The sequence below is a fragment of the Flagellimonas sp. genome, from assembly GCF_965215805.1.
Taxonomy (GTDB): domain Bacteria; phylum Bacteroidota; class Bacteroidia; order Flavobacteriales; family Flavobacteriaceae; genus Flagellimonas.
Genome location: NZ_OZ244124.1, coordinates 1427493 through 1451602, shown reverse-complemented (window position 1 = coordinate 1451602; position 24110 = coordinate 1427493). Strand labels below are relative to the sequence as shown.

General features: G+C 41.8%; 29 protein-coding genes and 1 tRNA gene. 22 read left to right on the top strand and 8 right to left on the bottom strand.

Annotated features, from left to right (window positions below; all coding sequences use genetic code 11):
* Positions 1 to 743 precede the first annotated feature (743 nt).
* A tRNA-Asn gene (locus ACOOE0_RS06610) sits at positions 744 to 817 on the bottom strand.
* A gap of 64 nt (positions 818 to 881) precedes the next feature.
* Complete coding sequence (rseP, locus tag ACOOE0_RS06605) at positions 882 to 2216, bottom strand: RIP metalloprotease RseP (protein WP_420401678.1); 1335 nt, start codon at positions 2214 to 2216, stop codon at positions 882 to 884.
* Positions 2217 to 2368: 152 nt separating this feature from the next.
* Between rseP and ACOOE0_RS06600 the strand changes: the two genes are divergently transcribed.
* The 9 genes from ACOOE0_RS06600 (at position 2369) to ACOOE0_RS06560 (ending at position 9282) form a co-directional block, all read left to right on the top strand.
* Entirely contained in the window at positions 2369 to 3043 is a 675-nt protein-coding gene (locus tag ACOOE0_RS06600) for an SCO family protein (RefSeq protein WP_420401677.1), read from the top strand.
* Positions 3044 to 3134: 91 nt separating this feature from the next.
* Complete coding sequence (locus ACOOE0_RS06595; protein WP_420401676.1) at positions 3135 to 3377, top strand: FeoA family protein; 243 nt, start codon at positions 3135 to 3137, stop codon at positions 3375 to 3377.
* On the top strand, positions 3374 to 5599 hold the full coding sequence (feoB, locus tag ACOOE0_RS06590; RefSeq protein WP_420401675.1) for a ferrous iron transport protein B: 2226 nt from the start codon (positions 3374 to 3376) through the stop codon (positions 5597 to 5599). The genes ACOOE0_RS06595 and feoB overlap by 4 nt, the downstream gene beginning before the upstream one ends.
* Positions 5599 to 5748 carry a hypothetical protein gene (locus ACOOE0_RS06585; protein WP_420401674.1) on the top strand — a complete coding sequence of 50 codons (150 nt, stop codon included), beginning with the start codon at positions 5599 to 5601 and terminating at the stop codon, positions 5746 to 5748. Before feoB ends, ACOOE0_RS06585 begins: the two co-directional genes overlap by 1 nt.
* Positions 5749 to 5910: 162 nt before the next feature.
* Positions 5911 to 6408 (top strand): RNA polymerase sigma factor, encoded by a 498-nt coding sequence (locus ACOOE0_RS06580; protein ID WP_420401673.1) that lies wholly within the window; start codon positions 5911 to 5913, stop codon positions 6406 to 6408.
* Between the two features lie 5 nt (positions 6409 to 6413).
* A complete protein-coding gene (locus ACOOE0_RS06575) occupies positions 6414 to 7208 on the top strand; it encodes a zf-HC2 domain-containing protein (protein ID WP_420401672.1) in 795 nt (264 codons plus the stop codon).
* Between the two features lie 44 nt (positions 7209 to 7252).
* Complete coding sequence (locus ACOOE0_RS06570; protein ID WP_420401671.1) at positions 7253 to 8005, top strand: DUF4097 family beta strand repeat-containing protein; 753 nt, start codon at positions 7253 to 7255, stop codon at positions 8003 to 8005.
* Positions 8006 to 8043: 38 nt separating this feature from the next.
* The gene (locus ACOOE0_RS06565) at positions 8044 to 8757 is read left to right on the top strand and encodes a hypothetical protein (protein ID WP_420401670.1); all 714 of its coding nucleotides are present in this window, start codon (positions 8044 to 8046) and stop codon (positions 8755 to 8757) included.
* 3 nt (positions 8758 to 8760) lie between these two features.
* Positions 8761 to 9282: a nuclear transport factor 2 family protein gene (locus ACOOE0_RS06560; RefSeq protein WP_420401669.1), complete on the top strand. Its 522-nt coding sequence runs from the start codon at positions 8761 to 8763 to the stop codon at positions 9280 to 9282.
* 4 nt (positions 9283 to 9286) lie between these two features.
* Here ACOOE0_RS06560 and ACOOE0_RS06555 read toward each other — a convergent pair whose 3' ends face one another.
* The 4 genes from ACOOE0_RS06555 to ACOOE0_RS06540 all read right to left on the bottom strand — a co-directional run bounded on the left by ACOOE0_RS06555 (position 9287) and on the right by ACOOE0_RS06540 (position 12595).
* A complete protein-coding gene (locus ACOOE0_RS06555; protein WP_420401668.1) occupies positions 9287 to 9679 on the bottom strand; it encodes a DUF423 domain-containing protein in 393 nt (130 codons plus the stop codon).
* 11 nt (positions 9680 to 9690) lie between these two features.
* Positions 9691 to 10062 carry a DUF2141 domain-containing protein gene (locus ACOOE0_RS06550; protein ID WP_420401667.1) on the bottom strand — a complete coding sequence of 124 codons (372 nt, stop codon included), beginning with the start codon at positions 10060 to 10062 and terminating at the stop codon, positions 9691 to 9693.
* A gap of 69 nt (positions 10063 to 10131) precedes the next feature.
* Positions 10132 to 10563 carry a hypothetical protein gene (locus ACOOE0_RS06545; RefSeq protein ID WP_420401666.1) on the bottom strand — a complete coding sequence of 144 codons (432 nt, stop codon included), beginning with the start codon at positions 10561 to 10563 and terminating at the stop codon, positions 10132 to 10134.
* Positions 10556 to 12595 (bottom strand): S9 family peptidase, encoded by a 2040-nt coding sequence (locus ACOOE0_RS06540; RefSeq protein ID WP_420401665.1) that lies wholly within the window; start codon positions 12593 to 12595, stop codon positions 10556 to 10558. The genes ACOOE0_RS06545 and ACOOE0_RS06540 overlap by 8 nt, the downstream gene beginning before the upstream one ends.
* 134 nt (positions 12596 to 12729) lie before the next feature.
* Here ACOOE0_RS06540 and ACOOE0_RS06535 point away from each other — a divergent pair, with 134 nt between their 5' ends.
* The 9 genes from ACOOE0_RS06535 to ACOOE0_RS06495 all read left to right on the top strand — a co-directional run bounded on the left by ACOOE0_RS06535 (position 12730) and on the right by ACOOE0_RS06495 (position 19130).
* Complete coding sequence (locus tag ACOOE0_RS06535) at positions 12730 to 13077, top strand: hypothetical protein (protein WP_420401664.1); 348 nt, start codon at positions 12730 to 12732, stop codon at positions 13075 to 13077.
* Between the two features lie 138 nt (positions 13078 to 13215).
* Complete coding sequence (locus ACOOE0_RS06530) at positions 13216 to 13947, top strand: DUF6090 family protein (RefSeq protein ID WP_420401663.1); 732 nt, start codon at positions 13216 to 13218, stop codon at positions 13945 to 13947.
* 61 nt (positions 13948 to 14008) lie between these two features.
* The gene (locus tag ACOOE0_RS06525; protein WP_420401662.1) at positions 14009 to 14767 is read left to right on the top strand and encodes an SDR family NAD(P)-dependent oxidoreductase; all 759 of its coding nucleotides are present in this window, start codon (positions 14009 to 14011) and stop codon (positions 14765 to 14767) included.
* Between the two features lies 1 nt (position 14768).
* On the top strand, positions 14769 to 15242 hold the full coding sequence (locus tag ACOOE0_RS06520) for a hypothetical protein (RefSeq protein ID WP_420401661.1): 474 nt from the start codon (positions 14769 to 14771) through the stop codon (positions 15240 to 15242).
* A 61-nt stretch (positions 15243 to 15303) separates the two neighbouring features.
* On the top strand, positions 15304 to 15996 hold the full coding sequence (locus tag ACOOE0_RS06515) for a DUF4386 domain-containing protein (RefSeq protein WP_420401660.1): 693 nt from the start codon (positions 15304 to 15306) through the stop codon (positions 15994 to 15996).
* A gap of 74 nt (positions 15997 to 16070) precedes the next feature.
* Positions 16071 to 16988 carry a helix-turn-helix domain-containing protein gene (locus tag ACOOE0_RS06510; RefSeq protein ID WP_420401659.1) on the top strand — a complete coding sequence of 306 codons (918 nt, stop codon included), beginning with the start codon at positions 16071 to 16073 and terminating at the stop codon, positions 16986 to 16988.
* Between the two features lie 81 nt (positions 16989 to 17069).
* The gene (locus ACOOE0_RS06505; protein ID WP_420401658.1) at positions 17070 to 17579 is read left to right on the top strand and encodes a nuclear transport factor 2 family protein; all 510 of its coding nucleotides are present in this window, start codon (positions 17070 to 17072) and stop codon (positions 17577 to 17579) included.
* A gap of 82 nt (positions 17580 to 17661) precedes the next feature.
* Positions 17662 to 18093 carry a nuclear transport factor 2 family protein gene (locus ACOOE0_RS06500; RefSeq protein ID WP_420401657.1) on the top strand — a complete coding sequence of 144 codons (432 nt, stop codon included), beginning with the start codon at positions 17662 to 17664 and terminating at the stop codon, positions 18091 to 18093.
* 5 nt (positions 18094 to 18098) lie between these two features.
* On the top strand, positions 18099 to 19130 hold the full coding sequence (locus ACOOE0_RS06495; protein ID WP_420401656.1) for an alpha/beta hydrolase: 1032 nt from the start codon (positions 18099 to 18101) through the stop codon (positions 19128 to 19130).
* A gap of 7 nt (positions 19131 to 19137) precedes the next feature.
* Here the strand turns inward: ACOOE0_RS06495 and ACOOE0_RS06490 are convergent, their stop codons facing one another.
* Together ACOOE0_RS06490 and ACOOE0_RS06485 are read right to left on the bottom strand one after the other, a co-directional pair.
* The gene (locus ACOOE0_RS06490) at positions 19138 to 19959 is read right to left on the bottom strand and encodes a ZIP family metal transporter (RefSeq protein WP_299382546.1); all 822 of its coding nucleotides are present in this window, start codon (positions 19957 to 19959) and stop codon (positions 19138 to 19140) included.
* Complete coding sequence (locus tag ACOOE0_RS06485; protein WP_420401655.1) at positions 19959 to 20615, bottom strand: metal-dependent transcriptional regulator; 657 nt, start codon at positions 20613 to 20615, stop codon at positions 19959 to 19961. The genes ACOOE0_RS06490 and ACOOE0_RS06485 overlap by 1 nt, the downstream gene beginning before the upstream one ends.
* Before the next feature lie 81 nt (positions 20616 to 20696).
* On the opposite strand from ACOOE0_RS06485, the gene ACOOE0_RS06480 reads away from it, so the two are divergent.
* The 4 genes from ACOOE0_RS06480 to ACOOE0_RS06465 all read left to right on the top strand — a co-directional run bounded on the left by ACOOE0_RS06480 (position 20697) and on the right by ACOOE0_RS06465 (position 23999).
* Positions 20697 to 22967: a TonB-dependent receptor gene (locus ACOOE0_RS06480; RefSeq protein WP_420401654.1), complete on the top strand. Its 2271-nt coding sequence runs from the start codon at positions 20697 to 20699 to the stop codon at positions 22965 to 22967.
* A gap of 78 nt (positions 22968 to 23045) precedes the next feature.
* Positions 23046 to 23336, top strand: coding sequence for a nucleotidyltransferase family protein (locus ACOOE0_RS06475; protein ID WP_420401653.1), 291 nt, complete (start codon positions 23046 to 23048; stop codon positions 23334 to 23336).
* Positions 23329 to 23664 (top strand): DUF86 domain-containing protein, encoded by a 336-nt coding sequence (locus ACOOE0_RS06470; RefSeq protein ID WP_420401652.1) that lies wholly within the window; start codon positions 23329 to 23331, stop codon positions 23662 to 23664. The genes ACOOE0_RS06475 and ACOOE0_RS06470 overlap by 8 nt, the downstream gene beginning before the upstream one ends.
* A 155-nt stretch (positions 23665 to 23819) precedes the next feature.
* Complete coding sequence (locus ACOOE0_RS06465; protein WP_420401651.1) at positions 23820 to 23999, top strand: SymE family type I addiction module toxin; 180 nt, start codon at positions 23820 to 23822, stop codon at positions 23997 to 23999.
* Positions 24000 to 24110 lie beyond the last annotated feature (111 nt).

The following is a 24110-nucleotide window of genomic DNA, read 5'->3' as shown; positions in this document are numbered from 1 at the left end:
TATTCTCGTTAACTCACCTTTTATGAAACAGTTCGATACCCATATTCAGTTTCTTATAGCATTTTGATTTCAATTAATGCTAAACAGATTTATATTTTATTTCTAATGATCTGATTTTCTTTAGATTTTATGAATCAGTGAAATTTGGAGTGTTTTGCCTAAATATGATTGAGACGAAAGGCACTTCGTGTTTACATTTTTTGTCCTGCCAGCAGGACGAGGAATGTAAAGCAAGAGGGTAACACGCTAACGCGATGTTACATTGCTTAGTCAATTGATTTTCAGTTAATTATGTAGGATTGAATTTTGACCAAAAAAAGTTTTTGCTGTAAAAACCTTAGTAGGCCCAGTAAACATTAGAATTTTTTACTGTAAAAAATATTATTTGCCTCGGTTTGTAGGCGTTTGGGAAACTATTTTGGTCAAATTAAATTTGATATTGTTTAGCTCCGTTTAAAAGTCTCACTTTTAGATTGAAAAAAGGGTATTAAGGGGAATGGTAGGTGCGCCCTATTTCAATTTTACTTAACGCTTATCGTTCCGAACACTATAAAATCAAAACAGGATCCATGCGCAAAGTTTTCGGGTAAGTATTTGGGACAAATCTCAAGTTATTCTAGAAAAATTTAGCCTGAAATGTTAAAGTTTGACTCTAAATAAAATTTTTCTCAATCTGCGTGCAAATTGCGTGCAAATAAAAAAGGCTCCAGAGTATGAATTTCTCTAAAGCCTTACTATTGCTGCTCCCCCTCTTGGGCTCGAACCAAGGACCCTCTGATTAACAGTCAGATGCTCTAACCAACTGAGCTAAGGAGGAATATTTTTACCTTAAGCGGGTGCAAATATAGCAGTTTCTTTATAAGACCACAAACAAAATTAGGCTAAATAAATCTTTTGATAATATTCCAGATATCATTACCAAAAATAACCGCCATCAATCCCATCAAAATCACAAATCCTACTATCTGACCCCGTTCCAAAACCTTTTGGCTTGGAGGTCTTCCACTAATCATTTCGTACAACAAGAACATCACATGTCCTCCATCCAATGCTGGAATAGGTAATACATTGATAAACGCCAACCAAACCGAGAACATGGCCATAAAGCTCCAGAAAAAGCCCCAATCCCAGCTCGTTGGCATCAATTCCACAATACCAATGGGTCCTTTTACCTGTTTATATCCTTGAATGATAGGGTTAAAAATTAGCTTAAACTGTTTTACCTGCCTTACCAACACATTGATGGTCTCCATAAACCCACGTGGAATGGCAGAAGCCACACTGAATTCCTTGGTTATGGACAGCTGCTCTGTAGCCAAATTTCTATCTGGTGCAATCCCAACCGGCAAACTATCGGGAACTTGAACTTGTAGATTCACCAGCCTTCCATCCCTGGTCAAATCCACATTCAAGGTTTGGCCCCTATTCCCATTTATTTGGGTGGTAACCTCATCCCAAAAACTAAGGGTTTGACCATTGATTCTTTCCAAACGGTCCCCAATTTGGATTCCCGCTTCTTTGGCTTGGGAGCTATCGGACACGTGGCCTATCACCAAGGTTGGGTATCTAGGTACAATAAATTGACGCCCTCTACTTTCCAGGGCCGCTTTCTTTCCTTCATCGCTAAGTGGCACCGTCATTTCCTGTCCATCACGCAGCACCTTGATCTCATCCCCGAACAGAATATCCATGGATAGGTACCTATCTAGTTTTTCAACCTTTTTCCCATCAATCTCCAGAATTTTATCTCCTGTTTTGAGTCCGATCTTTTCACTTACAGGATCTACGTGCAGTCCATGTTCAATCTTGTTTACTGGGATAAAAGTCTCCCCATTGCTGGCAAACATGGCGGTGTAAATCACCCAGGCCAAAAGAAAGTTTACCGTAACCCCGCCCAACATAATAATCAATCGTTGCCAAGCCGGTTTGCTACGGAATTCCCATGGTTTGGGCTCCTCCTTCATTTGTTCGGTGTCCATGCTCTCATCAATCATTCCGGCAATTTTCACATAGCCTCCAAGTGGTAGCCACCCAACACCATAGACCGTTTCTCCTATTTTCTTTTTGAACAAGGAAAATTTGACATCAAAAAAGAGATAGAACTTCTCCACTTTGGTCTTGAAATATTTTGCAGGAAGAAAATGTCCCAATTCGTGCAAAATCACCAAAACAGAGATGATCACTATAAACATTACGATCTGTGTAAAAAGATCCATTAGCTTCTATACTTATATTAAACCCCGCAAAAGTACGCTTTTAGCCCTGTTATAAAAAGATGATTTTGGGCAATGGACGTATTTAAGAAAGTTTTAGGAACAAAAACTCGATTTCACTTGAAGATTCTTTGAGCCGAATGTAATTTTGCAACATGAGGAATTTCTTTTCCAAGTTCAAGTTTTTTGGAGCCGTTCTTTTGGCCCTTTCAGTAGTGATCATTTACCTTTTTTACAACGCGTTACAACCCAAGAAAACGCTGCCTGTGTACCAACCTTCCATGGTAGATCAAGCTCTGGTGGACAGCACCCTGCACTATAAAAAGAAGTATCATACCATTGCCGACTTTGAATTGATAAATCAAAACGGAAAAAAAATTACAGAGGATGATTACCAAGATAAAATATATGTAGCTGATTTTTTCTTCACCACCTGTCCCACCATCTGTCCCATAATGACCAAGAATATGGTCGAAATCCAAAATGCCATCATGGACAAGAATGATGTACTCTTGTTATCCCATTCAGTCACCCCTGCCATAGATTCGGTTGCCCAATTAAAAAAGTATGCCAAAGAAAAGGGAGTGTTGGATCACAAGTGGAATTTGGTCACCGGGGATAAAAAACAAATTTATGAGCTGGCCAGAAAATCCTATCTGGCAGTGAAGACGGACGGCGACGGCGGACCTTATGATATGATCCATACGGAAAATTTCATCTTGGTGGACAAGGAACGAAGGATTCGGGGATTTTATGACGGAACCAATCGCGAGGAGATTGACCAACTGCTTGCCGACCTTGCCATTTTGGAGGCCAGTTATGCGCAATGAGCGCCTGTTTCAATTAGTAAAAGTTTGGCAATATTATGTGCTCATTTTTGCCTATTTTTGCCCTTACTTAAATTTATTCTAAATAAGATTTGTGGCAACCGTTCTAGATCTAAAACAGGGACAATCAGGGGTAATCAAGGAATTTTCCGATTTAACCCTTCCCATTAAACTCTTGGAACTAGGGTGTCTCCCAGGAAATACTGTAGAAGTGGTTCAGGTTGCCCCACTAAAAGACCCCATTTACATCAACGTAAACGGTAGTCATATTGCCATTAGACGCTCCCTTGCCCTACAAATAGAACTTGAAATTGAAGAAGACCCCACCTCCGTATGAGTAAGAGCATCAAAGTTGCACTGATCGGTAATCCCAATACTGGAAAAACTTCTGTTTTTAATCAACTTACCGGCCTCAAACAAAAGGTGGGCAACTATCCTGGTATTACCGTTGAAAAGAAAGTGGGGGTTTGTAAACTTCCCAACGGGCAGAAAGCACAGATCTTAGATCTTCCAGGTACCTATAGCCTCAATACCACCTCCTTGGATGAAAGTGTTGTGGTGGAATTATTACTCAACAAAAATGATAAGGATTTTCCGGATGTGGCGGTAGTGGTGAGCGATGTGGAGAACTTGAAACGGAACTTGCTGCTCTTTACCCAAATCAAAGACCTTCGGATTCCGGCAATTTTGGTCGTTAATATGGCCGACCGAATGTCCAGAAAGGGTATTTCCCTTGATTTGGCGGCCATGGAGCAAAAGTTGGATACCAAAATTGCCTTGGTCAGTACGCGAAAAGGCAGAGGTATAGATCATATAAAAGAGTTGATTGAAGATTACGAGTCCCTCCCAAATACCCCAAACATAGATACATCCCGTATTGCCCCTGAATATTTTAGCCGATTACAAAAGGCCTTCCCCAATGAAGATCTTTACAAGCTTTGGATGGTCATCACCCAGGATGTAAATTTCATGCCCATAGAAAAGAAACGCATTCAGGATGCCACTTCTTTTTCCACCAAATCCAAGACCGAACTCAAAAAATTACAGCATAGGGAAACCGTTCTGCGATACCAGTTCATTAATACAGCCTTAAAAGAAACCTACAAGGTAGATTTCAATGCAGCCAAAGGATTGCGGGCTTCTTTGGACAAAATCCTGACCCATAAAGTTTATGGGTATGTGATTTTCTTCGCTATTTTATTGCTGATGTTCCAAGCTATTTTTGACTGGAGCACCTACCCTATGGACTTTATTGACGAGCAATTTGCCAATGCCGCGGAATGGTTAAAGAGCACTTTGCCTTCTGGGGTGTTCACAGATTTGTTGGCCGAAGGAATCTTGGTGGGTATTGGCGGTATCGTCATTTTTATTCCGCAAATAGCCTTTTTATTCCTGTTTATCTCTCTTTTGGAAGAATCAGGGTATATGAGTCGGGTGGTATTTTTGATGGACAAACTCATGCGGCCGTTTGGACTGAGTGGCAAGAGTGTTGTCCCGCTGATTTCTGGAACTGCCTGTGCTATTCCCGCTGTGATGGCGACACGTACTATTGAAAATTGGAAAGAACGGCTCATCACCATTTTGGTGACCCCATTTACCACTTGTTCAGCCAGACTTCCCGTTTACCTTATTCTTATAGCCCTAGTTATTCCTGAAGGGCGAATTTTGGGGTTGAGCTACCAGGCTTTGACCTTGATGCTATTGTACTTGATAGGTTTTGGTATGGCCATCTTCTCTGCCTCCATTTTGAACAAGATTTTAAAGATCCGTAGTCGTTCCCTCTTCATGGTAGAGATGCCAACCTATCGTTTGCCCCTTATTAAAAATGTGGCCTATACGGTGCTGGAAAAAACCAAGAGTTTTGTGTTTGGTGCCGGTAAGATTATCCTGGCCATCTCCATAGTCCTATGGTTTTTGGGATCCAACGGATCTTCTGAGGACTTTAAAAATGCAGAGGAAATTGTTTCCCAGAGAATAGAAACGGAAGGTCTCAGTCCGTACAGTAAAAATTACATCCAGAACAACATCGACAGCTATATTGAAGAAAGGCAAACCCGGTCTGGAGAAGTGATGCCCAAAGCATCCCAAGATTCCATACAGCTCTTGACTGCCGATTTGGAGCAGCGGGCAAAAGCCCAGGAAATAGCAAGTCATAAATTGGAGCATTCCTATATTGGCTACGCCGGAAAGGCTATTGAGCCTATTGTAAAGCCTCTAGGCTACGATTGGAAAATTGGTATCGCCGTATTAACCTCCTTTGCCGCACGTGAAGTATTTGTTGGCACCCTTGCCACTATATATAGTGTGGGCAGTGATGAGGAAGAAACCATTAAAAACAGAATGGCCGCAGAGCTGGACGAGTCGGGGAAAAAGCCCCTCTTCAATTTGGCCTCGGGCATATCCTTGATGCTTTTTTATGCATTTGCCATGCAATGTATGAGCACCTTGGCCATTGTGAAACGAGAGACGAACAGCTGGAAATGGCCCTTGCTTCAACTGGGTTTCATGAGCGTTTTTGCGTATCTTGTAGCACTGACCGCCTTTCAAATCCTTAATTAATGGATCTAGTACAACACATATTGGTCTATCTTACCCTTGCCTTTGCCATTGGCTATTTGGTCTGGAAGTTCTATTTGCCCAAGTCATTGGTTTCAGGCAAAAAAAAGGATTCCAAGGCCTGTGGACATGACGGTTGTGGTTGCGATTGATTATTATCCACCTTTTTATTTTTTATAATCCGCCCTTCATAGGCAGATGACTCTTTTTTGACTTTTTTTCACTCCCAGTGTAACCTTTCTTAATTTCCTGACTATATAGGATAACAAACCAGCTAAAGAAAAGCATTGGAAGCGCTTTCAGATGAAATTATAATGCGAAAAGTTGCCGACGGCAATCTTGATTTGCTCAAGGTACTTTTTGACCGTCACCACAAGCATGTCTACAACTATCTTTTTAAGATGTCTGGAGATGCCATGTTAAGTGAGGATCTAACGCAGGATGTTTTTTATAAGCTGATAAAGTATAGAAGTTCTTATAAAGATGGGGCTTTTGTTTCATGGCTGTTCAGCATTGCCAGAAACAACTTGAAAACCCACTTTACCAGAAACCACAAATATCATGAACCTGTGGATGTGCTGGAATACAAAGCGGTTGCGAATGATGCGGAGCGCCAGGAGGATTACGGTCAATTGCACAATGCACTTAACCAACTTAATCCCCAAGATCGAGAGTTGATTGTTTTGAACCGATACAAGGAAATACGCTATGAGGAACTGGCCGAAATTGTAGGCAGTACACCAGGTGCGTTAAAAACCAAGGTAAGTAGAATATTGAAAAAACTCCGGGTCATTTATCTGGAGTCCAATTAGAAAATATGAAGTCAGAAAAAGATAAATTTATTTCAAGCCAGCTGCCTGCCTACCTGGATGGACTGTTGTCTCCCAAGGAAAAGCAAGAAGTGGAAGACCATCTTGCGGTAAGCGAATCATGCCGAAAAGAATTGGAGGAGCTTAGGACGTTGTTCACCGCTTTTGATAAAGAACAGCTGCAGGTACCCTCAGATAGATTAAGGGTTCAATTTGATCAGGCCTTGGAACAAGAAAAGCTTTCCCAATCCAAGGTGGTCAAGCTTGAAAACAATAAGGGCAGCTGGGCGTCCAACCTGCTCAAAGTAGCAGCCAGTGTTGCTTTGCTCATCGCCGCGTTTCAAACCGGTAGAATCTTGGAAATGGAAAAATCCAATCAGGATGTAGCTGCTATTCTTGAAGAAAGTCTTCAAATAAAACAAACGGCCATGCTTTCCTTAATGGAAAACCAATCCGCCAGCAAACGGATTCAGGGAGTGAGTTATATCGAGGAATTCCCAAATCCGGATGAAGCCATTATCAGTGCATTGGCCAATAGATTATTGTTTGACGAGAATGATATTGTACGACTCAATGCCTTTGAAGCACTCACCAACCTTGCTTCTTCCGAAATGGTTAAATCGGTATTTATTGAGGCATTGGGCAAAGAAAAAAATCCAAGCATTCAGATTGGTATTATAAAGGCCTTGGTCAAAAACCAGGAAAAGAAAGCAGTGGTCCCCATGCAAAGATTGTTGGAACAAGAAGACACCCAACCCTTTGTTAAAAATGAAATCAAATTGGCTTTGCCAAAAATTATATAAAAACCCGTGCTGAGCACAGTCGAAGCATCAAAAAACGAAGAATCATGAGAAATTTATCAATTTTAGTAGTAGCATTTGTAACAAGCACCCTGGCCCAAGCACAGGCCGATTACACCAAGGCCTTGAGCGGGGTGGAATGGGTCAAAATTGAATCCAAATCAGACATTACCCTTAGAACCCAAACTGCCAACGAAATCAGAATAAAAGGTAGTGGAAGCACCAAGGTATCCGAAAAATCCAAAGGACTCCGGCTAGTTGGCGAAGGAGGTTCGGACAATACGGAGGTTGGATTTTATGTGGTACAAGACGGAAATACCTTGATTGTAAAGAATTTGAGGCGATCCGAAGGAGCTATTATCTACCTTCCCAAAACGCAAAACGTTTCCGTGAAAAGTACTTGGAGCGGGGATATTGAAATTGATGGCTTTTCCGGGGAAGTGGAGGCCAATGCCCAATTGAACGGAAGTATTGAAATTTCCAATGTCAACGGACCTGTAACCGCAAATGCACTGAACGGCGGAATCACGGTGGATTTTGATACGGTAAAACAAGACACTCCCATTTCCATTTATACCACCAACGATGATGTGGACGTGACCCTTCCTGCCAGTACTCCAGCAGATTTGAATCTAGGTACCGTTAATGGAGACATCTACACCAATTTTGAACTTGAACGGGAGGAGAAGAACGGATTAACCTCCATTTCCGACCGAAAAGTAAGGGCTGCCATCAACAATGGAGGGGTCAAGATTTCCTTGAAATCCACCAATGGGAACATTTACCTAAGAAAGCAGTAGGCAACTTCAAGTTTATTCATCTCAAAAAACAATACATCATGAAAAATTTAGCAGCAATGCTGGTGATGAGCCTTATGGGCCTATCGCTTAGCGCTCAAAAAGTGATAGAAAAAAACATCAATTATAACAACCAGGTAATTGATTTGGATGTGAAATTTGCTTCGGATATTGAGGTCAAGACCTGGGACAAGTCTACCATATATTTTAAGGCAACCTTACGCACCAAAGAAGGCAAATATTTGGATCTTTACAAACTCGACATTGACGAGGGTAATGGCTACATTGGCATCGAATCCAATGCAGAAGCAGTATTTAAGGCCTTTCATGACGAATGGGAGAAAACTCGTCCCGCTGGGGAGCACAGCTACTATCATACCAGCGATATGTACACTTTTAATTATGTTCTCTACGTGCCAAAAAATGCTGATTTTACGGTAAGCAGCATCAATGGGCATCTTAACGCGGAGGTAATTGAAGGGGATTTTACGGCGGATTTGATCAATGGCAATATAGACATCGGCCAATACAAGGGCAATATGGATTTAAAGACCATCAATGGAGAAATTGATTTGGTCATGAGAGATTCACATCTTACGGCAGAAACCATTCATGGGTTGATCTATGCTGATGAGAAATTGGACTTAAAAGTCACCGATAGACATGTGGGCCAAAAGGTGGAAGGAAGTTTCGACAATGCCACCTATAGGTTGAAACTGAACACCATTAACGGGAACATGTATCTACGGCTTTAGGGTATGAAACCATTCTATTATTTAGCGTTGGCATTTTTCATTCTTTCGGGTTGTATGCATGAAAAATCGTCCAATGTTGATGCTGACACAAGGAAAAAGGATTCCTTGGCCCTGACACAAATGATTGCTCTTCGGGAGGAAGCCATGATCTCGAAAGATGTGGCCTTGGTCATGCCCCAGTTTGCTGATGACGCCACCTGGATAAACTCCCAAGGTTACTTTTTTGAAGGAAAAAACGAACTGGAAAGGTTTCATTTGATGTTTGCCAAAAATGACTCTTTGGATTATTACTATGAAATTGGAGAGCCCAAAATCCGTTTTTTGGACGATGATAGTGCCCTGACCTATTATTCTTGGAAGATGTTTTGGATCAAAAAAGAACAACCAGCTGATACCACATACAAGGAAATTGGTTTGATGACCCTAAGTGCGCAAAAAAAGAATGACCAATGGAAATGGGTGGCAGTTACCAATCAACATACGCCATGGTTTTATGGTAAAATAGAACCCGTTCAGATTGATTGACCGCCTATAGCATGGACGAGACAAAAGAATAGAGCAAAAGAGCCCATCCAACAACCAAGAGTAAACCTCCCAAGGGGGTAATAGGGCCCAAAAAACGTAGTTTTTTTCCACTGGCGGCACTCAGGCACAGTCCGTAAATGCTAAAGGAAAAAAGTAAGGTTCCAAAAACGAAACAATTGACGATATAGCTGTCCAGTGCATTGTCAAAACCAAGGTTAAAGGCAAGGATCAAAAGCACAATGGCGTGATACATTTGATATTTGACCCCTGTCTCAAAACTGTGAAGTAGATCTGGGGTCAATTTCTTTTTCAGGGCATGGGCCCCGAAAGCTCCAAAGACAACGGCCAATAAACCATACAGGGCACCCATAAGCTGGGCCAATAATATTGTTTCCATACGGAAAGTTACTAAAAAGTAATGCTGATGGCCTTATCCCCTTTAACCTTAAAACAGCAATCGCGATACGATGGCGGCCCAAAGGTTTTCATCTTGGCTCGTGAGAAGGCCACTTTTTCCGTTGGAATTCCAAGCCAATTTTTATCCAGCTTATCGTTGCCGTTCTCATCATGAAAAATAGCAAGGGCGTACTCCCCTTCAGGAATGTTTTCCAGTTTCAGATTCACCTTTCCCTTTTTGGCCTCCACGCTGCCGGCTTTCACAACCCCTTCAAATTTCAAAAAAGTAGATTCTGAATCATAAACCGCAATATTGACCTTGCCTTCAGCTGAAGGAATATTCGAAACCTCAACAGAAATGGTGTTCTGAGCAATGATAGCCATTGGAACCATGGTTAAAAAAAGCCACAACAGTCGCTTGGAAAAGCTTTGGTTCAAATGCATATTATCCGATCAATTTGGTTTATTGGATTGCTCCACTAGCTGTTGCAAATTTTCAAAAAAGTCTTGGGTCTGCAAACTATCCTTAAAATTAATGAACATCCGAAGGCTATCATGGTGTACCACCTTTATCTTGTGCTGTGCCAAATCATCCACAAAAAAATACACCTTGGATTGGGTGATGGAATCCACGAAAACCCCTTTCTCCGCCACCATCCATGAAAATCCACTGGAACGTTCCAATTCCGGAACCTTTTCCACGATCTTAAGGCTGTCTATCTCATTTAGGGGAACTTTTTGGTAATAGATGCCGGAAAGTATCTTTAGTTGACCTTCTTCTATTTTATGCCAGTTTTTGTAATGAGCCAAAAAGGCCAAAAAGCATAGGGCAAGGGTAAGGACGATCAATACGTTCCACAGCCAATGCCTCTTCTTTTTACTCATTTTCTTTATCGGTTCTATACTTATCAAACCAAGCAACTGTATGGGCGATCTTGGTTATCAAATTACTCGGTTTGCTGGCAATACCATGACTTGCCCCTGGGATTTCCACCAGTACTGTTTCTATTTTTCGCAGTTTGAGAGCATGGTATAACTGCTTTGCCTCGCTTGGCGGAGTTCTTAAATCGTTCATCCCCACCATCACCATGGTTGGGGTCTCTATATTACCAACGAGCGATATGGGTGAAAATTTCCAATACCCCTCAAAATTTTCCCAAGGTTGTCCAGGATATCTATGTTCTGCATAGTAAAAGTAATTATCGGCCACCAAGGTCTTGCTGATCCAGTTCATAACTGGTTTGGCCACCACGGCTGCTTCAAAACGATTGTTTTTCCCAATCATCCAGGCCGACATTATTCCGCCTGCACTGCCACCCGTTACAAACAACTGATCTTCATGGGCTATGCCCATTCCAATACAATGATCCACGCCATCCATAACGTCATTGTAATCCTCCCCTGGATAGTTGTTGTAGAGTAGATTTCCAAATTCCTCCCCGTAACTGGTACTCCCCCTTGGGTTGGGATAAAACACAATATAGCCAGCGGATGCATACAATTGCATCTCTGCGGAAAAGCGGTCTCCATAGTTTAAAATGGGGCCTCCATGGTTCTCCACCATAAAAGGATATTTTTTGGAGGCATCATAGTTTGGTGGGTATACTACCCAGCCTTGAATGTCCCGTCCATCTACCGAAGATTTGTACCATACTTCTTCAACCCTGCCCAATTCACGATAATTGAGTAGACTATTGCTCAAACCAGTGATTTTGACGGGATTCTTTCCCTTTGGTTTGAGTACAGCCAACTCCGCAGGATAATTAGGTCTGGATTGGGTGTACGCAATTGTCCCATTATTCGAGACGCTATAGGACCCGCTGGGATAAGGTCGGCCCAAGGTGGTTCCTCCTACATTGTCCAATATTTTGGAGGTGTTCCCAGACAAGGAAACCAGCCCTACTTTTCCATTTCCTTTGTCATCATAGGCAACATACAATCCATCTCCTTTGGAATTCCATCGAATGTCGGAAATGGTTCGGTCCAGTCCTTCAGAAATTACCCTTTTGCCACTTCCATCCACATTCATGATGTGCACTTTTCTGATTTGATAGGCTTGTACCTTGTCTTCAAAACCCAGATACGCTATTAGTTTTCCATCTGGAGAAACCTTTGGGTTATAATCCGGCCCATTTCTATCGGTCAGTGCTTCTATATTCCCATTTTGCACATCCACAGTATAAATCTCACTGTTTCTAAATCGGTATTCCCAATCTTCTACCCTATTCGCGGAAAAATAAATTTTACTTCCATTCTTGGCCCAAGAAAGTGTTCCTCGGTGATGCCAGTTTCCAGAGGTGATTTGCCTTGGCGCACCCCCGTCTGCAGGTATAGTGAAAATGTGGTTGAACCCTGGTTTGATATAACCTCTCCCGTCGGCTTCATGATACACCCTATCCGTAATTCTTGGCTTCTCGGCCCATTTGGCACCCTTGGGTTTTTTGGGCATTTTGGCAATCACGGGTGGAGCTTCCGGTACATTCATGGAGAAAGCCAGTTGTTTCCCATCTGGGGACCAGGTCAGGGAACTTGGACTAAAGGGTAACTGCGTTAATTTGGCCACCTTTCCAGAGGCCACCCAATACATGAAAATCTCCGAGCCCTCGTCCGTGCTACTGGAAAACACAATCCTATCGCCAGTGGGCGACCATTTGGGGCTGCTCTCATTGACTTCGTTGGAGGTCAATTTTTGGTGCTGACTTCCATCAGTGCGAATCAACCAAAGATTTCCTTTGGAACCATCCTTCATGATGTCATATCCCATTCTTCGGTAAACCACCCATTCACCATTGGGTGAAATCTGTGGATCCGATGCATATTGCAAATCAAAGACGTCTAAATAGGAAAAATGTTGTTTTTGGGAGGTTGATAACTGTAAAGCCCCTAAGGTAAAAAGGAGCAAAAGAAATCGCTTCATATGTTCAAAATTTGTAGCTTTAAAGGTAGCGAAAAGAAGTGGTCAAGTTGACCCCTATCGATAGTAAATTTTTTAAATCCAGCGGCTCCCTCAACCAACCTCGTGGAGCCGTCACGTCATCATTGTTTTGTTTTATGTTTTTTCTGGGCATCCACTTATCCATCCAATCCTGGTACGAGGGTTTTTACTCTGCAGCCCTAGGGTTGAGTGTCTTAGTGGGCATATTCTATATTGTCACCTATGGCTATAGGTTTGTAAAATCCCGTATTGAAAAAATTGCCGAGAACCAAGGTGTTAGTTGTAAAGTGCTGCTGCAAAGAACCCAGACCATTTGGTATTCGCAACCCAAGCAAGTCACCAAAAAACAACGGGTCTATTTAGAGCTTCTGCTATTTTTGCATGTCTTCGGTCTCATTTTAATCGGGATTTTGTGGTTGGGATTAATGGTTGGCTTGGCCATGTTCCTTCAAATCTTTTCATAACTTCACTCCAAGTGACCATAACCCATTGCATTGCAATTAGAACTTTCCGTAATTCGTTGATTCCATTTTTCAAAAGCTCCATTTAGTGGAAATCTAAGCCTATAACTTGCTATATTTATGGGAAATAGCCAACTTCCCATGATTAAATTCTTCCGTAGGATTCGCCAAAAACTACTTTCAGAAAACAAGTTCTCCAAATATTTCATTTATGCAATTGGAGAAATTGTTCTGGTTGTTATTGGAATATTGATTGCCCTGCAAATCAACAACTGGAATCAGGAACGATTAGATGGCATAGAAGAACAGAACTATTATAAAAATATTAAGCGGCAACTTAGTGAGGACAGACGGGGAATTGAGTCCAGCATGAGTTACAACAATTCATTTTTGGAGCAATATGGATATGCTATTGGGGTCATTGAAGCAAATGATAGAAGTGCCGTTGATTCCCTATCCAAGATTACATTAAATCTGACCAAATCCTCTGATTTTCACAGGCAAAGCAACATCTATCAGTCCATGGTGAACAGTGGTCAAATAAAGTTGCTAAAGAACCAACAAATTATTGAACGACTTCAGCATTTGGAAGAAACCTATATTTATGCCAACAAACTGGAGGAGACCCATTCAGAAGCTATAATGACCTTTGCCATTCCAATTATTGTTAGCTCCTTAAAAGTGTCTAACATGACGGTCGAAAAAGTGGAAAATTTTTATACATATCAGTTCCAAAACTTATTCACAATGTTTTCGGGTTTGATGCTGGAAAAAAACGACATTTACCAAAGAGCTTTAGATAGAATTGCTATTTTAAACGAATTAATTGATGAAGAGTTGGGTATTGAAAACCAAGAGGTGAATGACAACTAGTTCATAATACAATAGCGAACAAACCAATAATCCTCAAACACATCTTCTTAAACCCTAATTGATGGATTTTACTGGCAAAAACATTTTGATCACTGGAGCCTCCCGTGGCATCGGCAAGGCCACTGCCATAGCCTTCGCGGAGAAAGGTGCAAGGGTAGGTCTCAATTTCCGAAGTAATACCGAGGAAGCTGAAAGAACCCTTTCCCAATTAAGCGGTTCAGGGCACCAATTGTTTCAACAGGATGTTTCCGAAAAAAAAGGCCCTGAAAACTTGATCAATAAGTTCATAGAACATTATGGTCAACTTGATATTTTGGTGAACAATGCCGGAATTTCCATTTTCCACGATATAGAAGAAGTGGATTTTGATCATTGGGCCAATGCTTGGGAAAGCATTTTTAATACCAACCTATTTGCGGTATCCAATCTCTGTTATTGGGGCGCCAAAGCGATGATGCAATCTGGAGGAGGGAAGATTGTAAATGTGTCGTCCAGAGGTGCGTTTCGGGGCGAGCCCACCAAACCGGCCTATGGTGCCAGTAAGGCGGCCTTGAATTCCATGAGTCAGTCCTTGGCCAAAAAATTGGCCAAACATCATATCCATGTTGGTGTAGTGGCTCCAGGATTTACCGAAACGGAAATGGCTGCCGAAACCTTGACCCCAGTAGAACGGGAAAATCTGCTGCGGGAATCCCCTTTTCAACGAATGGCACAACCCAGTGAAGTCGCCCACGCTATTTTGTTTTTAGCCTCGGAAGGGGCAGGCTATTCCTCTGGAGCCATCATTGATGTGAACGGGGCATCTTATCTGAGAAGTTGACATGAAAGCATCTACCATTGCCCAACTCAAAAAGGAACTTCAGCACCGTTCCCCGGATGAGCTTTTGAATTTATGTCTTCGCTTGGGCCGATTCAAAAAGGAGAACAAAGAACTGCTTACTTACCTGCTTTTTGAAGCCGATCATGAGGAAGGATATATTGAATCCGTCAAAGCCGAAGTAGACGAAATGTTCGAGGAAATCAATACCAATAGTTTTTACTACATCAAAAAAAGTGTCAGGAAAATTCTTCGAACCATTAAAAAATACGTTAGGTACTCTGGGAACAAAGAAACCGAGGTTGAGCTGCTATTGTACTTCTGTCAGAAACTAAAGAACTTCCGTCCATCCATTAAAAGCAACATCGCCCTGCGCAATTTATATGATAGACAATTGGGCTATATTGAAAAGAAAATAAGTGCCCTCCACGAAGATTTGCAATACGATTTCGGCCAAATCTTGGAAGACTTAAAATAGCAACGGGCAACCAAAAGATTCCCAAACACGTCTTTTCTTTAATAACCATAATCAATCAAAAATGGGAGTCAACCAAAAAACGGCCCGACTTGCTGGGCTATTGTATTTTTTAATTGCCATCACTGGTATTTTCAGTCTCATGTATGTTCCATCACAACTCATTGTTTGGGACAACCCTGCACAAACGGTTCAAAACCTTGCATCCTCCGAGTTTCTATTCCGATTGGAAATTTTATGCGAACTATTGTGTTATTTGATCTTTGTTTTTCTGCCTTTGGTGCTTTTTCAGTTGTTCAAGGAGGTCCATAAAAACATGGCAGTGCTGATGGTCGTCTTGGTCCTTATGAGTGTCCCCATTTCCATGGGTAGTGTGATATACAAATTTGATGTGTTGTCCCTTTTGGGTGAATCTGGATTTTTGGAGGTGTACAATGCAGCACAAATTGAGACTCAGGTGATGCAGGCCTTTCAATCGTATTTTAAAGGTATTCTGATATCCCAAATTTTCTGGGGTCTATGGCTGTTCCCATTTGGCTACCTGGTCTTTAAATCCGGTTTTCTTCCCAAGATTTTGGGCCTGTTTCTGATGGTGGGAAGTATAGGCTATTTTTTGGATTTCATAGGCAGGGTGCTTTGCCCCGATTACAATTCCCTTTGGATTTCGGATTATATCACCATACCTGCCAGTATTGGGGAATTGGGTACTTGTCTGTGGCTGTTGATCATGGGAATCAAAGTCAAGCCGCAAGCTTAAGTATGTTCTAAAGGCACCTCGCTTGGGAATTTTCACTTAGAAGTTTTATTTTAAGCTGAAGAATATATCAAGAAGTGATTCCCAAGTACACCACCTTGCAAGATTATTGCAAAGCCATCAAAATTCCTCCTCCAAAAAGGAATGATTTTGACATACGCAGTTTTCAGGAAAACATGCCCACGGTGGTGCACAACATGCCGGCCTTTAAACATGAGTTTTATGCCATAGCCTTAAAGCTGGAAGGTGGCGGCAAGGCCATGTCTGGGCATCACGGAAGTTTGGAGGGATCCACCGTTTTTTTTAATTCCCCCTTTCAAATTATCTCTTGGGACATAGCCCCAAACTGGGAGGGTTTTTACATCATCTTTACCAAAGAATTCATAGCAAAATCAAAACATCTGCAGCAGTTATTGGATGAATTTCCCTTTCTTAAGATTGATAAGGCCATTCCTTTTGAAGTGGATGTAGAAGAAGCCATACCCATGTTGGCGGTTTTCCAAAACATTTACAACGAACTGCAAAACGAGCAAAAGGATAGTTTTTTGGTTCTTGAGGCACAAGTATTGCTCTTGTTGAATTATGTAAAACGATATTTCAAGATTCAGGTGGATTCAGACGAAGCATCCAAGGCCATTCGTAAAACCGATATTGCCTTGCTATCCAGATTTCAGGCCCTTGTTGAGACCCAGCTCCGTGAAGATATCATTGCCAAAAAAGGGAAAACGCATTCCCCAAGCTATTATGCCGATCAATTGGGAATCCATCCCAATCACCTGAACACCATTGTCAAAAGTATTACGCAGCATACCGCAAAACAGCATATCCATGAGCACTTACTTCGGTTGGCCAAATCCCGTCTGCTGCAAACCAATATGAGCGTCAAGGAAATTGCGTATTCCCTACATTTTGATTCCCCGAACAACTTCAGCAGTTTTTTTAAAAAACAGACCTCCCAATCCCCCAATTCCTTCAGAAAAGAAGCGATTCTTTGAATTTTATACTTCTTGCTTTGATTTTATAAATCCATTCCTATGGGTCATTTGGACATTTGTACTGTTCAAAATTCATAACCCATGAAAAAATTGATATCCTTTTTTACACTCACCATTTGTTTAACCCTAAACGCCCAAGAAATGGATAAATCACTAGTACAATCCACCGTAACAAAATTATTTGTTGCGACCGACCAGCAAGATTGGTCTTTGGTTGAGGCCCAATTCGCTGACAAAGTACATCTGGATTACTCCTCCATGACAGGAAACCCATCGGCAGAGGTTTCTCCTGCCGAAATCACTTCAAGTTGGAAAACGGTCTTACCTGGCTTTGACCATACGCACCATCAAATTGGAAATTTTATCACGGAAATAATTAAGAGTAAAGCACATGTTTTTGTGTACGGAACAGCTTCCCATTTTCTGGAAAATGAAAACGGAAGTGTCTGGACCGTTGTAGGTTCTTATGATTTCGATTTGGAAAAAACTGGAAGCAATTGGAAAATCACCGCTATGACTTTCAACTACAAATTCCAGGATGGAAATAGCGGATTAATTCAAAAAGCTATCGAAAATGTCAGTAAAAAATAAACTTAAAACGACATCCCTAATCATAATCGGGCTTGTGTTGCTTTCGTGTAATGCCAAGTCAGAAACTGAAAACAAAGAAAGTATGAGCACAAAAATTGCAACCCAAAACAAAGAAAAGGTTAAAAAGTTCTTCAAAGCCTTGGAAAATGAGGACGTCAATGGTTTGGTACATCTTTTCGCAGAAAATACAAAGCACATCAACCCCTACCATTCCGACTTGTTTCCCAAAGGAGCCAATGGAAAGGAAGGCATCAAAAACTATTGGGAACCTGTTTTTCCAAATTTTGACGGAATGACCTTTAACATTCAGGAAATCCACGCTATGGAAGACCCGAACATGGTATTTGTAAAATACAAGGGAGACATTCAATTGAAAAATGACGCAGGTGTGTACAGCAACGATTATTACTCCACTTTTAAGTTTAATGACGCGGGAGAAATCACTGAATATGTAGAAATTTTTAATCCAATTGTGGCCGCTCGTGGTTTTGGATTATTGGACCAAATAAAATAGAAAACATGAAAACATACGTATTGGCCATTTTAGCCGCAGCAAGTTTATTGGGTTGTAAGCAGTCCAAAAAAGAAGTCAAAACAGAAAATTCCAAAGAAGAAATAACAACATCAAATCAAGAACAGATGAAAAAGGTAAATTTTAAAAGTGAAGGATTGAATTTGGTCGGAAACCTTTATTACCCCTCCGACTATCAAGAAGGAAATAGCTATCCTGCCGTGGTAGTCTCTGGGAGTTGGACTACGGTCAAGGAACAGATGGCTGGTCTATATGCCGAACGATTGGCGCAAAAGGGATTAATCACTTTGGCCTTTGATTTCCGAAACTTTGGTGAGAGTGAGGGGTTACCAAGAGTGTATGAAAGTCCTACCTTAAAAATCAAGGACATTGAAAATGCGGTAGCTTTCCTGAAAACATTACCTGAAGTAGATGGCAACAGCATTGGGGCCTTCGGGGTCTGTGCCGGTTCCATGTACACTTTGATGGCCTCTGCTGAAGATGCAGACATCAAGGCCGTGGCCACCGTGGCTTCTTGGTTGCATGATGGAGAAGCCGTTAAGCTTTTCTACGGCGGGGAAGAAGGGGTTCAAAAGCGAATTGAAGCCGCACAAAATGCCAAAAAACGTTTTGCCGAAACTGGGGAAATCGAATACATCCCAGCCATTTCAACCACCGACGAAAGTGCGGCAATGTTTGGAGAGTTTGACTATTATCTCAATCCAGAGCGAGGAGCCGTTCCAGAGTGGAATGCGAACCAATTTGCCGTTGCTACGTGGGAAGACTGGTTAACTTTAGATCCATTCCCTGCCGCTACAAATTTGGACAAACCCATTTTTATGGTTCATAGCGATGGAAGTGTTTTACCGGATTATACCCGAAAATTTTACGAAGCCATTCCTTCCGAGGATAAGGAATTGTTGTGGGTTGATACGGATTTGCCATCCCCCATGCACCAGTTTTCCTTCTACGACCAAGAGGAAGAAGTTACCCTAGCTGTAAATGCTGTTGGAAAATTCTTTGCTGAAAAATTGAAATAGCTAGGGGTTAACCTAGACCTACATCCAAGGTCATCATTATGATAAATCCACCGATAAAACCCAATGTGGCGATATCGGTGTATTTGTCTCTTTGCGTTTCCGGTATCACCTCTTCCACTACTACAAAAATCATGGCTCCTGCAGCAAAAGACAATGCGTAGGGCAAAATAGGCTCAAAAGTAAGAACGGCCCAAGCCCCCAAAACTGCGGCAATAGGCTCCACAATGGCAGATGCCTGTCCATAGACCCAGCTTTTCCATCGGCTCAATCCTTGTCTTCGTAAAGGCATCGCAACCGCAAATCCTTCTGGAAAATTCTGAAGTCCTATTCCCAAGGCCAATGCGACCGCACCTCCAATGGTAGCTCCATCAAAACCAGCAGCGACACCGCCAAATAGTACACCTACGGCAAGACCTTCAGGAATATTGTGTAACGTAATAGCAAGAGTCAATAAAGTAGTTCTATGCCAAGGGGTTTTTACCCCCTCAGCTTCACTTTCCTTAAAATTGATATGCAAGTGGGGCAATACCTTGTCCAGCCCAAATATAAAAGCAGCCCCCAATAAAAATCCGACCGCTGCGGGAATCACTTTTACAAATCCCTCGCCTTCACTCATTTCAATTCCAGGTGCCAATAAACTCCAAAAACTGGCCGCTACCATTACCCCTCCGGTAAAGCCCAACATACCATCCAAAACTGCACGGTTCATTCCCTTGAACAAAAAGACCAAGGCCGCCCCGGCAGCCGTCAATCCCCAGGTGAAAACGGTGGCGTAAAAGGCCGCCAATATGGGATCTATACTTTCAAAATATTGGATTACTTCTTCCATTAATCGTTCATTTTTACGTAAAGGTTAGATGCTATTTGATGGGAAATATGAAGTTCCTTGCCATCCATTTGAATGTGCAAAGATTGATCAAACTCCTCCTTTTCCAAGATTCGGATGGTGTTCCCCAAAGCGATGTTGTTCTTGTCCAAAAATTTCAAAAAAGTGGGCGAGGTATCCTTGACGCCAACACAAACTCCTTCGGTGTCTACTGGAACATCGCTCAACAGTTGCTTATCCCGAATCATGAACTTTCCGTCTTTGCTGGGAATAGGATCTCCATGGGGATCAAACTTTGGAAAATCCAACAGTTCGTCAATCTTGTCGATGAGCTTTTCGCTTTTGATATGCTCAAGTTGCTCCGCCACTTCGTGAACCTCATCCCAGGTAAAATCAAGCTTTTTAACCAAGAAAACTTCCCACAAACGGTGTTTTCTGATGATGGAAAGTGCTGTTTTGATGCCAATTTCGGTCAATGATACCCCTTGATATTTCTTGTAATGCACCAATCCTTTTTCTGCCAATTTCTTGGCCATATCGGTAACCGAAGAAGGTTTGGTTTCCATTTGTTCGGCAATGGCATTAGTGGCAATTGGGATGGATTTGTTCCCTCCCAAATGAAAGATGGTCTTGATGTAATTTTCCTCTGATCGGGTCATCAAAAAATTAATTTTTTCAAAAATACATTTTTATTTACAAAAACAAATTTTTAGTTTTGTCTAAATTTAATTTTACCCAAATTGAAAAACAAACGTAACTATCTAGCTTTCTTTATTGTAAGCATCTTGGTCTGCACAAACGGTTTGGCTCAGGGAACCCTAACGGGCACCTTAACCGAAAACGGCCAGCCCATTGCTTATGCCAATGTCCTATTGAAGGGTACCCAAATGGGTACAGCAACGGATGCTGATGGGCATTATGAGCTTGAAAACATTGAGCCTGGACAATACACGCTTATAGCGTCTTCCATAGGTTATATCACCTATAGGACTTCCATTTTGATAGGTAAGGGGGAGGTGAAGACTTTGGATATTGAGTTGGAAGCTTCGGCCGAAAGTTTGGAAGAAACCGTGGTTACAGGAACCTTAAAACCAGTTAGCCGATTGGAAAGCGCGGTACCCGTTGAGGTGTATACTCCTACATTCTTAAAAAAGAATCCAACCCCCAATATCTTTGAAGCCCTTCAAAATGTGAACGGGGTACGTCCACAAATCAACTGCAATGTTTGCAACACGGGGGATATCCATATCAACGGCCTGGAAGGCCCATATACTTTAGTGTTGATTGATGGTATGCCCATTGTCAGCGGCCTAGGTACAGTGTACGGGCTATCAGGAATTCCCAACTCCTTGATAGAACAAATTGAAATTGTCAAAGGCCCAGCCTCTACCTTATATGGTAGTGAAGCGGTTGGTGGTTTGATCAATGTTATTACCAAACATGCCCCCAATGCTCCTGAATTTTTTGCGGATGCTTATGTAACGGGTTGGGGTGAGTACAACTTGGATGTGGGTTCTAAAATTGAAGTGGGCCAAAACACCGACCTCCTCCTTGGGGTCAACTATTTTAACTTCGATGAGGTAGTGGACAACAATGGGGACAACTTCACGGACCTCACGCTACAAGACCGAATTTCCGTATTTCAAAAATGGAATTTTAAGCGCAAGGATTCCAAGTTATTTTCCCTGGCTGGAAGGTTCTTTTATGAAGACCGATGGGGCGGTGAACTGCAGTGGACTCCAGAATTCAGAGGTGGTGACGAGATTTATGGGGAAAGCATCTATACCCGAAGATGGGAGGTTTTGGGTAAATATCAACTGCCCATTGATGAAAAAGTGATGCTATCGGTATCCTATAACGATCATAATCAGAATTCGGTTTATGGTGATACCCCCTATTTAGCGGATCAGCGTATTGGTTTTGGACAATTGACCTGGGACAAAACCGCAGGAAAGCATGATCTACTATTTGGAAGTGCGATTCGCTACAACTACTACGACGACAACACCCCTGCAACGCAAACCCGGGATGAAGTCTGGATTCCAAGTGTTTTTGTGCAGGATGAGTTTAAGTTTGCCGAAAAGCACTCCATTTTAGGAGGATTGCGGTACGACTATGATCAACGACATGGCAACATTTTTACCCCAAGGGCGGCTTATAAATGGAAAATCTCGGACAACGATATTTTTAGGGTCAATGCGGGTACAGGATTTAGGGTGGTCAACCTTTTTACCGAGGATCATGCTGCCCTAACGGGATCTAGGGATGTGATTATTGCCGAAGAACTTAAACCCGAACGTTCCATCAACGTTAACCTTAACTATCTAAAGAAAATCTATAGCGACAATGGTACGTTTATTGGCATTGATGCCTCTGCGTTCTACACCCATTTCTCCAATATTATTTTGCCCGATTACGATACCAATCCCAACCAGATTATCTACGATAACTTGGACGGCAAATCCGTTTCGCAAGGGGTAAGCGCCAATGTGGATTTGGTTATGCCCAACGGCCTTAAATTTTTGGTGGGCGCCACTTGGCAAGATGTTAGCAATACCGAAAACGGGGTAACCCAAAGGCAGATTCTCACCGAGAGTTTTACGGGAACTTGGAATGTCTCCTACACTTTTAGAAATTTGGATTTGACCGTGGATTATACGGGTAACATATACGGCCCCATGCGATTGCCTTTATTGGGGGATTTGGATCCAAGATCGCCCGAATCTCCTACGTGGAGTATCCAAAATATCCAGTTTACTTACAAAGGTTTGGATAAGTTTGAGTTCTACGGGGGTGTGAAAAACCTATTGGATTGGACACCCAACCGCGGCAACCCTTTTATCATAGCCCGTGTAGATGATCCTTTTGACAGAAACGTGCAGTTTGACCCGCAAGGGAATGTAGTGGCCACTGCGGACAATCCTTTTGCCTTGACTTTTGATCCCAGCTATGTGTATGGCCCCAACCAAGGGATTAGAGGGTTCTTTGGGTTGCGGTATACGGTTTTTTAGAATTGTTGATCCATTTACAACAAATACGAATCAACTCTCGTAAAAAGGAGATGGTTCTGAATTCATTAACTTTGAAGTATGGATTCTACCCAAGAACTGAAAACTAAATTATCAGACCTTAAGTTGCAGCTAAAAAGGCGATACCCTATTGCATCCATGGCAATCTTTGGCTCCTATGCACGAAATGAACAAACCGAGGATAGTGATATTGACATCATGGTCGAACTAAATGGGAGGATTGGAATAGGGTTTATTGATTTGGCAAATGAATTGGAGAAAGCACTGGGGCTTAAAGTAGACCTCGTTTCTAAAAAAGGTATTAAGGACAGATATTTTAAGGTTATTCAATCCGATTTGATATATGTCTAAAAGAGATGATTCTTTGCTGATCGCCGATATGTTGGAATCTGCCCAAAAAGTAATCTCATATACCAAAGGTATATCTTATGAAGGATTTGAAGCTGATGACAAAACTGTTGACGCTGTCATTAGAAACTTTGAAATTATTGGCGAAGCGGCAAACAGGCTTGGAGAAAAGTTTAAAGCTGATAATCCCGAAATTGAATGGGACCAGTTAAGGGGATTTAGGAACCGAATTGTGCACGAATATTTTGGCATTGACCTTGAAATTGTTTGGCAGATCATTCAAGATGACCTGGACAAGTTGGTGATGTTACTAAAGGAGAAACTTGCTTAAAACCTTTTCATAGAATTAATGCGTAAATCCTTCCTTAATTTTCCAATTCTTTGGGCTAAAAATTCAATTTTAACATAATTAATGCCTAGTTGTTCACTATGCCGAACACGACTAAAAAAATTCCAACTTATATTCGTTTAAACGAATATAAGTAGTTGAAATCCTCTAGAAAACTTAAGATCCATACCAAATTCCGTCGCCGTACTTGGGATCATACCACCGTCCCCGAAATCCGCTTGGAAGGAAAGTGGTTGGAGGAACTTGGTTTTGAACAAGGCAAGACCGTTAAGGTCATTCAGGAGAACAAGGTTTTGGTTGTTATTCTGGAAGATTAGATTGCTCCTTTCATTGGTAAGAGAAGGTGGCATGACACTTTATGTCATGACGGAAGGGATGTTTTGACCCTTTCCGTCACACCAGTGTGACACCTTTCCCTAAAAGGGAAA

What these genes read in the sequence shown, in the direction of transcription:
- ACOOE0_RS06485 (WP_420401655.1), bottom strand. Translation starts at nt 20,615, where the DNA reads ATGACCCGATCAGAGGAAAATTACATCAAGACCATCTTTCATTTGGGA.
- ACOOE0_RS06530 (WP_420401663.1), top strand. Translation starts at nt 13,216, where the DNA reads ATGATTAAATTCTTCCGTAGGATTCGCCAAAAACTACTTTCAGAAAAC.
- ACOOE0_RS06570 (WP_420401671.1), top strand. Translation starts at nt 7,253, where the DNA reads ATGAGAAATTTATCAATTTTAGTAGTAGCATTTGTAACAAGCACCCTG.
- ACOOE0_RS06565 (WP_420401670.1), top strand. Translation starts at nt 8,044, where the DNA reads ATGAAAAATTTAGCAGCAATGCTGGTGATGAGCCTTATGGGCCTATCG.
- ACOOE0_RS06560 (WP_420401669.1), top strand. Translation starts at nt 8,761, where the DNA reads ATGAAACCATTCTATTATTTAGCGTTGGCATTTTTCATTCTTTCGGGT.
- ACOOE0_RS06545 (WP_420401666.1), bottom strand. Translation starts at nt 10,563, where the DNA reads ATGAGTAAAAAGAAGAGGCATTGGCTGTGGAACGTATTGATCGTCCTT.
- ACOOE0_RS06505 (WP_420401658.1), top strand. Translation starts at nt 17,070, where the DNA reads ATGAAAAAATTGATATCCTTTTTTACACTCACCATTTGTTTAACCCTA.
- ACOOE0_RS06490 (WP_299382546.1), bottom strand. Translation starts at nt 19,959, where the DNA reads ATGGAAGAAGTAATCCAATATTTTGAAAGTATAGATCCCATATTGGCG.
- ACOOE0_RS06580 (WP_420401673.1), top strand. Translation starts at nt 5,911, where the DNA reads ATGCGAAAAGTTGCCGACGGCAATCTTGATTTGCTCAAGGTACTTTTT.
- ACOOE0_RS06495 (WP_420401656.1), top strand. Translation starts at nt 18,099, where the DNA reads ATGAAAACATACGTATTGGCCATTTTAGCCGCAGCAAGTTTATTGGGT.
- ACOOE0_RS06475 (WP_420401653.1), top strand. Translation starts at nt 23,046, where the DNA reads ATGGATTCTACCCAAGAACTGAAAACTAAATTATCAGACCTTAAGTTG.
- ACOOE0_RS06520 (WP_420401661.1), top strand. Translation starts at nt 14,769, where the DNA reads ATGAAAGCATCTACCATTGCCCAACTCAAAAAGGAACTTCAGCACCGT.
- ACOOE0_RS06550 (WP_420401667.1), bottom strand. Translation starts at nt 10,062, where the DNA reads ATGGCTATCATTGCTCAGAACACCATTTCTGTTGAGGTTTCGAATATT.
- feoB (WP_420401675.1), top strand. Translation starts at nt 3,374, where the DNA reads ATGAGTAAGAGCATCAAAGTTGCACTGATCGGTAATCCCAATACTGGA.
- ACOOE0_RS06575 (WP_420401672.1), top strand. Translation starts at nt 6,414, where the DNA reads ATGAAGTCAGAAAAAGATAAATTTATTTCAAGCCAGCTGCCTGCCTAC.
- ACOOE0_RS06515 (WP_420401660.1), top strand. Translation starts at nt 15,304, where the DNA reads ATGGGAGTCAACCAAAAAACGGCCCGACTTGCTGGGCTATTGTATTTT.
- ACOOE0_RS06555 (WP_420401668.1), bottom strand. Translation starts at nt 9,679, where the DNA reads ATGGAAACAATATTATTGGCCCAGCTTATGGGTGCCCTGTATGGTTTA.
- ACOOE0_RS06525 (WP_420401662.1), top strand. Translation starts at nt 14,009, where the DNA reads ATGGATTTTACTGGCAAAAACATTTTGATCACTGGAGCCTCCCGTGGC.
- rseP (WP_420401678.1), bottom strand. Translation starts at nt 2,216, where the DNA reads ATGGATCTTTTTACACAGATCGTAATGTTTATAGTGATCATCTCTGTT.
- ACOOE0_RS06535 (WP_420401664.1), top strand. Translation starts at nt 12,730, where the DNA reads ATGTTTTTTCTGGGCATCCACTTATCCATCCAATCCTGGTACGAGGGT.
- ACOOE0_RS06500 (WP_420401657.1), top strand. Translation starts at nt 17,662, where the DNA reads ATGAGCACAAAAATTGCAACCCAAAACAAAGAAAAGGTTAAAAAGTTC.
- ACOOE0_RS06585 (WP_420401674.1), top strand. Translation starts at nt 5,599, where the DNA reads ATGGATCTAGTACAACACATATTGGTCTATCTTACCCTTGCCTTTGCC.
- ACOOE0_RS06600 (WP_420401677.1), top strand. Translation starts at nt 2,369, where the DNA reads ATGAGGAATTTCTTTTCCAAGTTCAAGTTTTTTGGAGCCGTTCTTTTG.
- ACOOE0_RS06470 (WP_420401652.1), top strand. Translation starts at nt 23,329, where the DNA reads ATGTCTAAAAGAGATGATTCTTTGCTGATCGCCGATATGTTGGAATCT.
- ACOOE0_RS06540 (WP_420401665.1), bottom strand. Translation starts at nt 12,595, where the DNA reads ATGAAGCGATTTCTTTTGCTCCTTTTTACCTTAGGGGCTTTACAGTTA.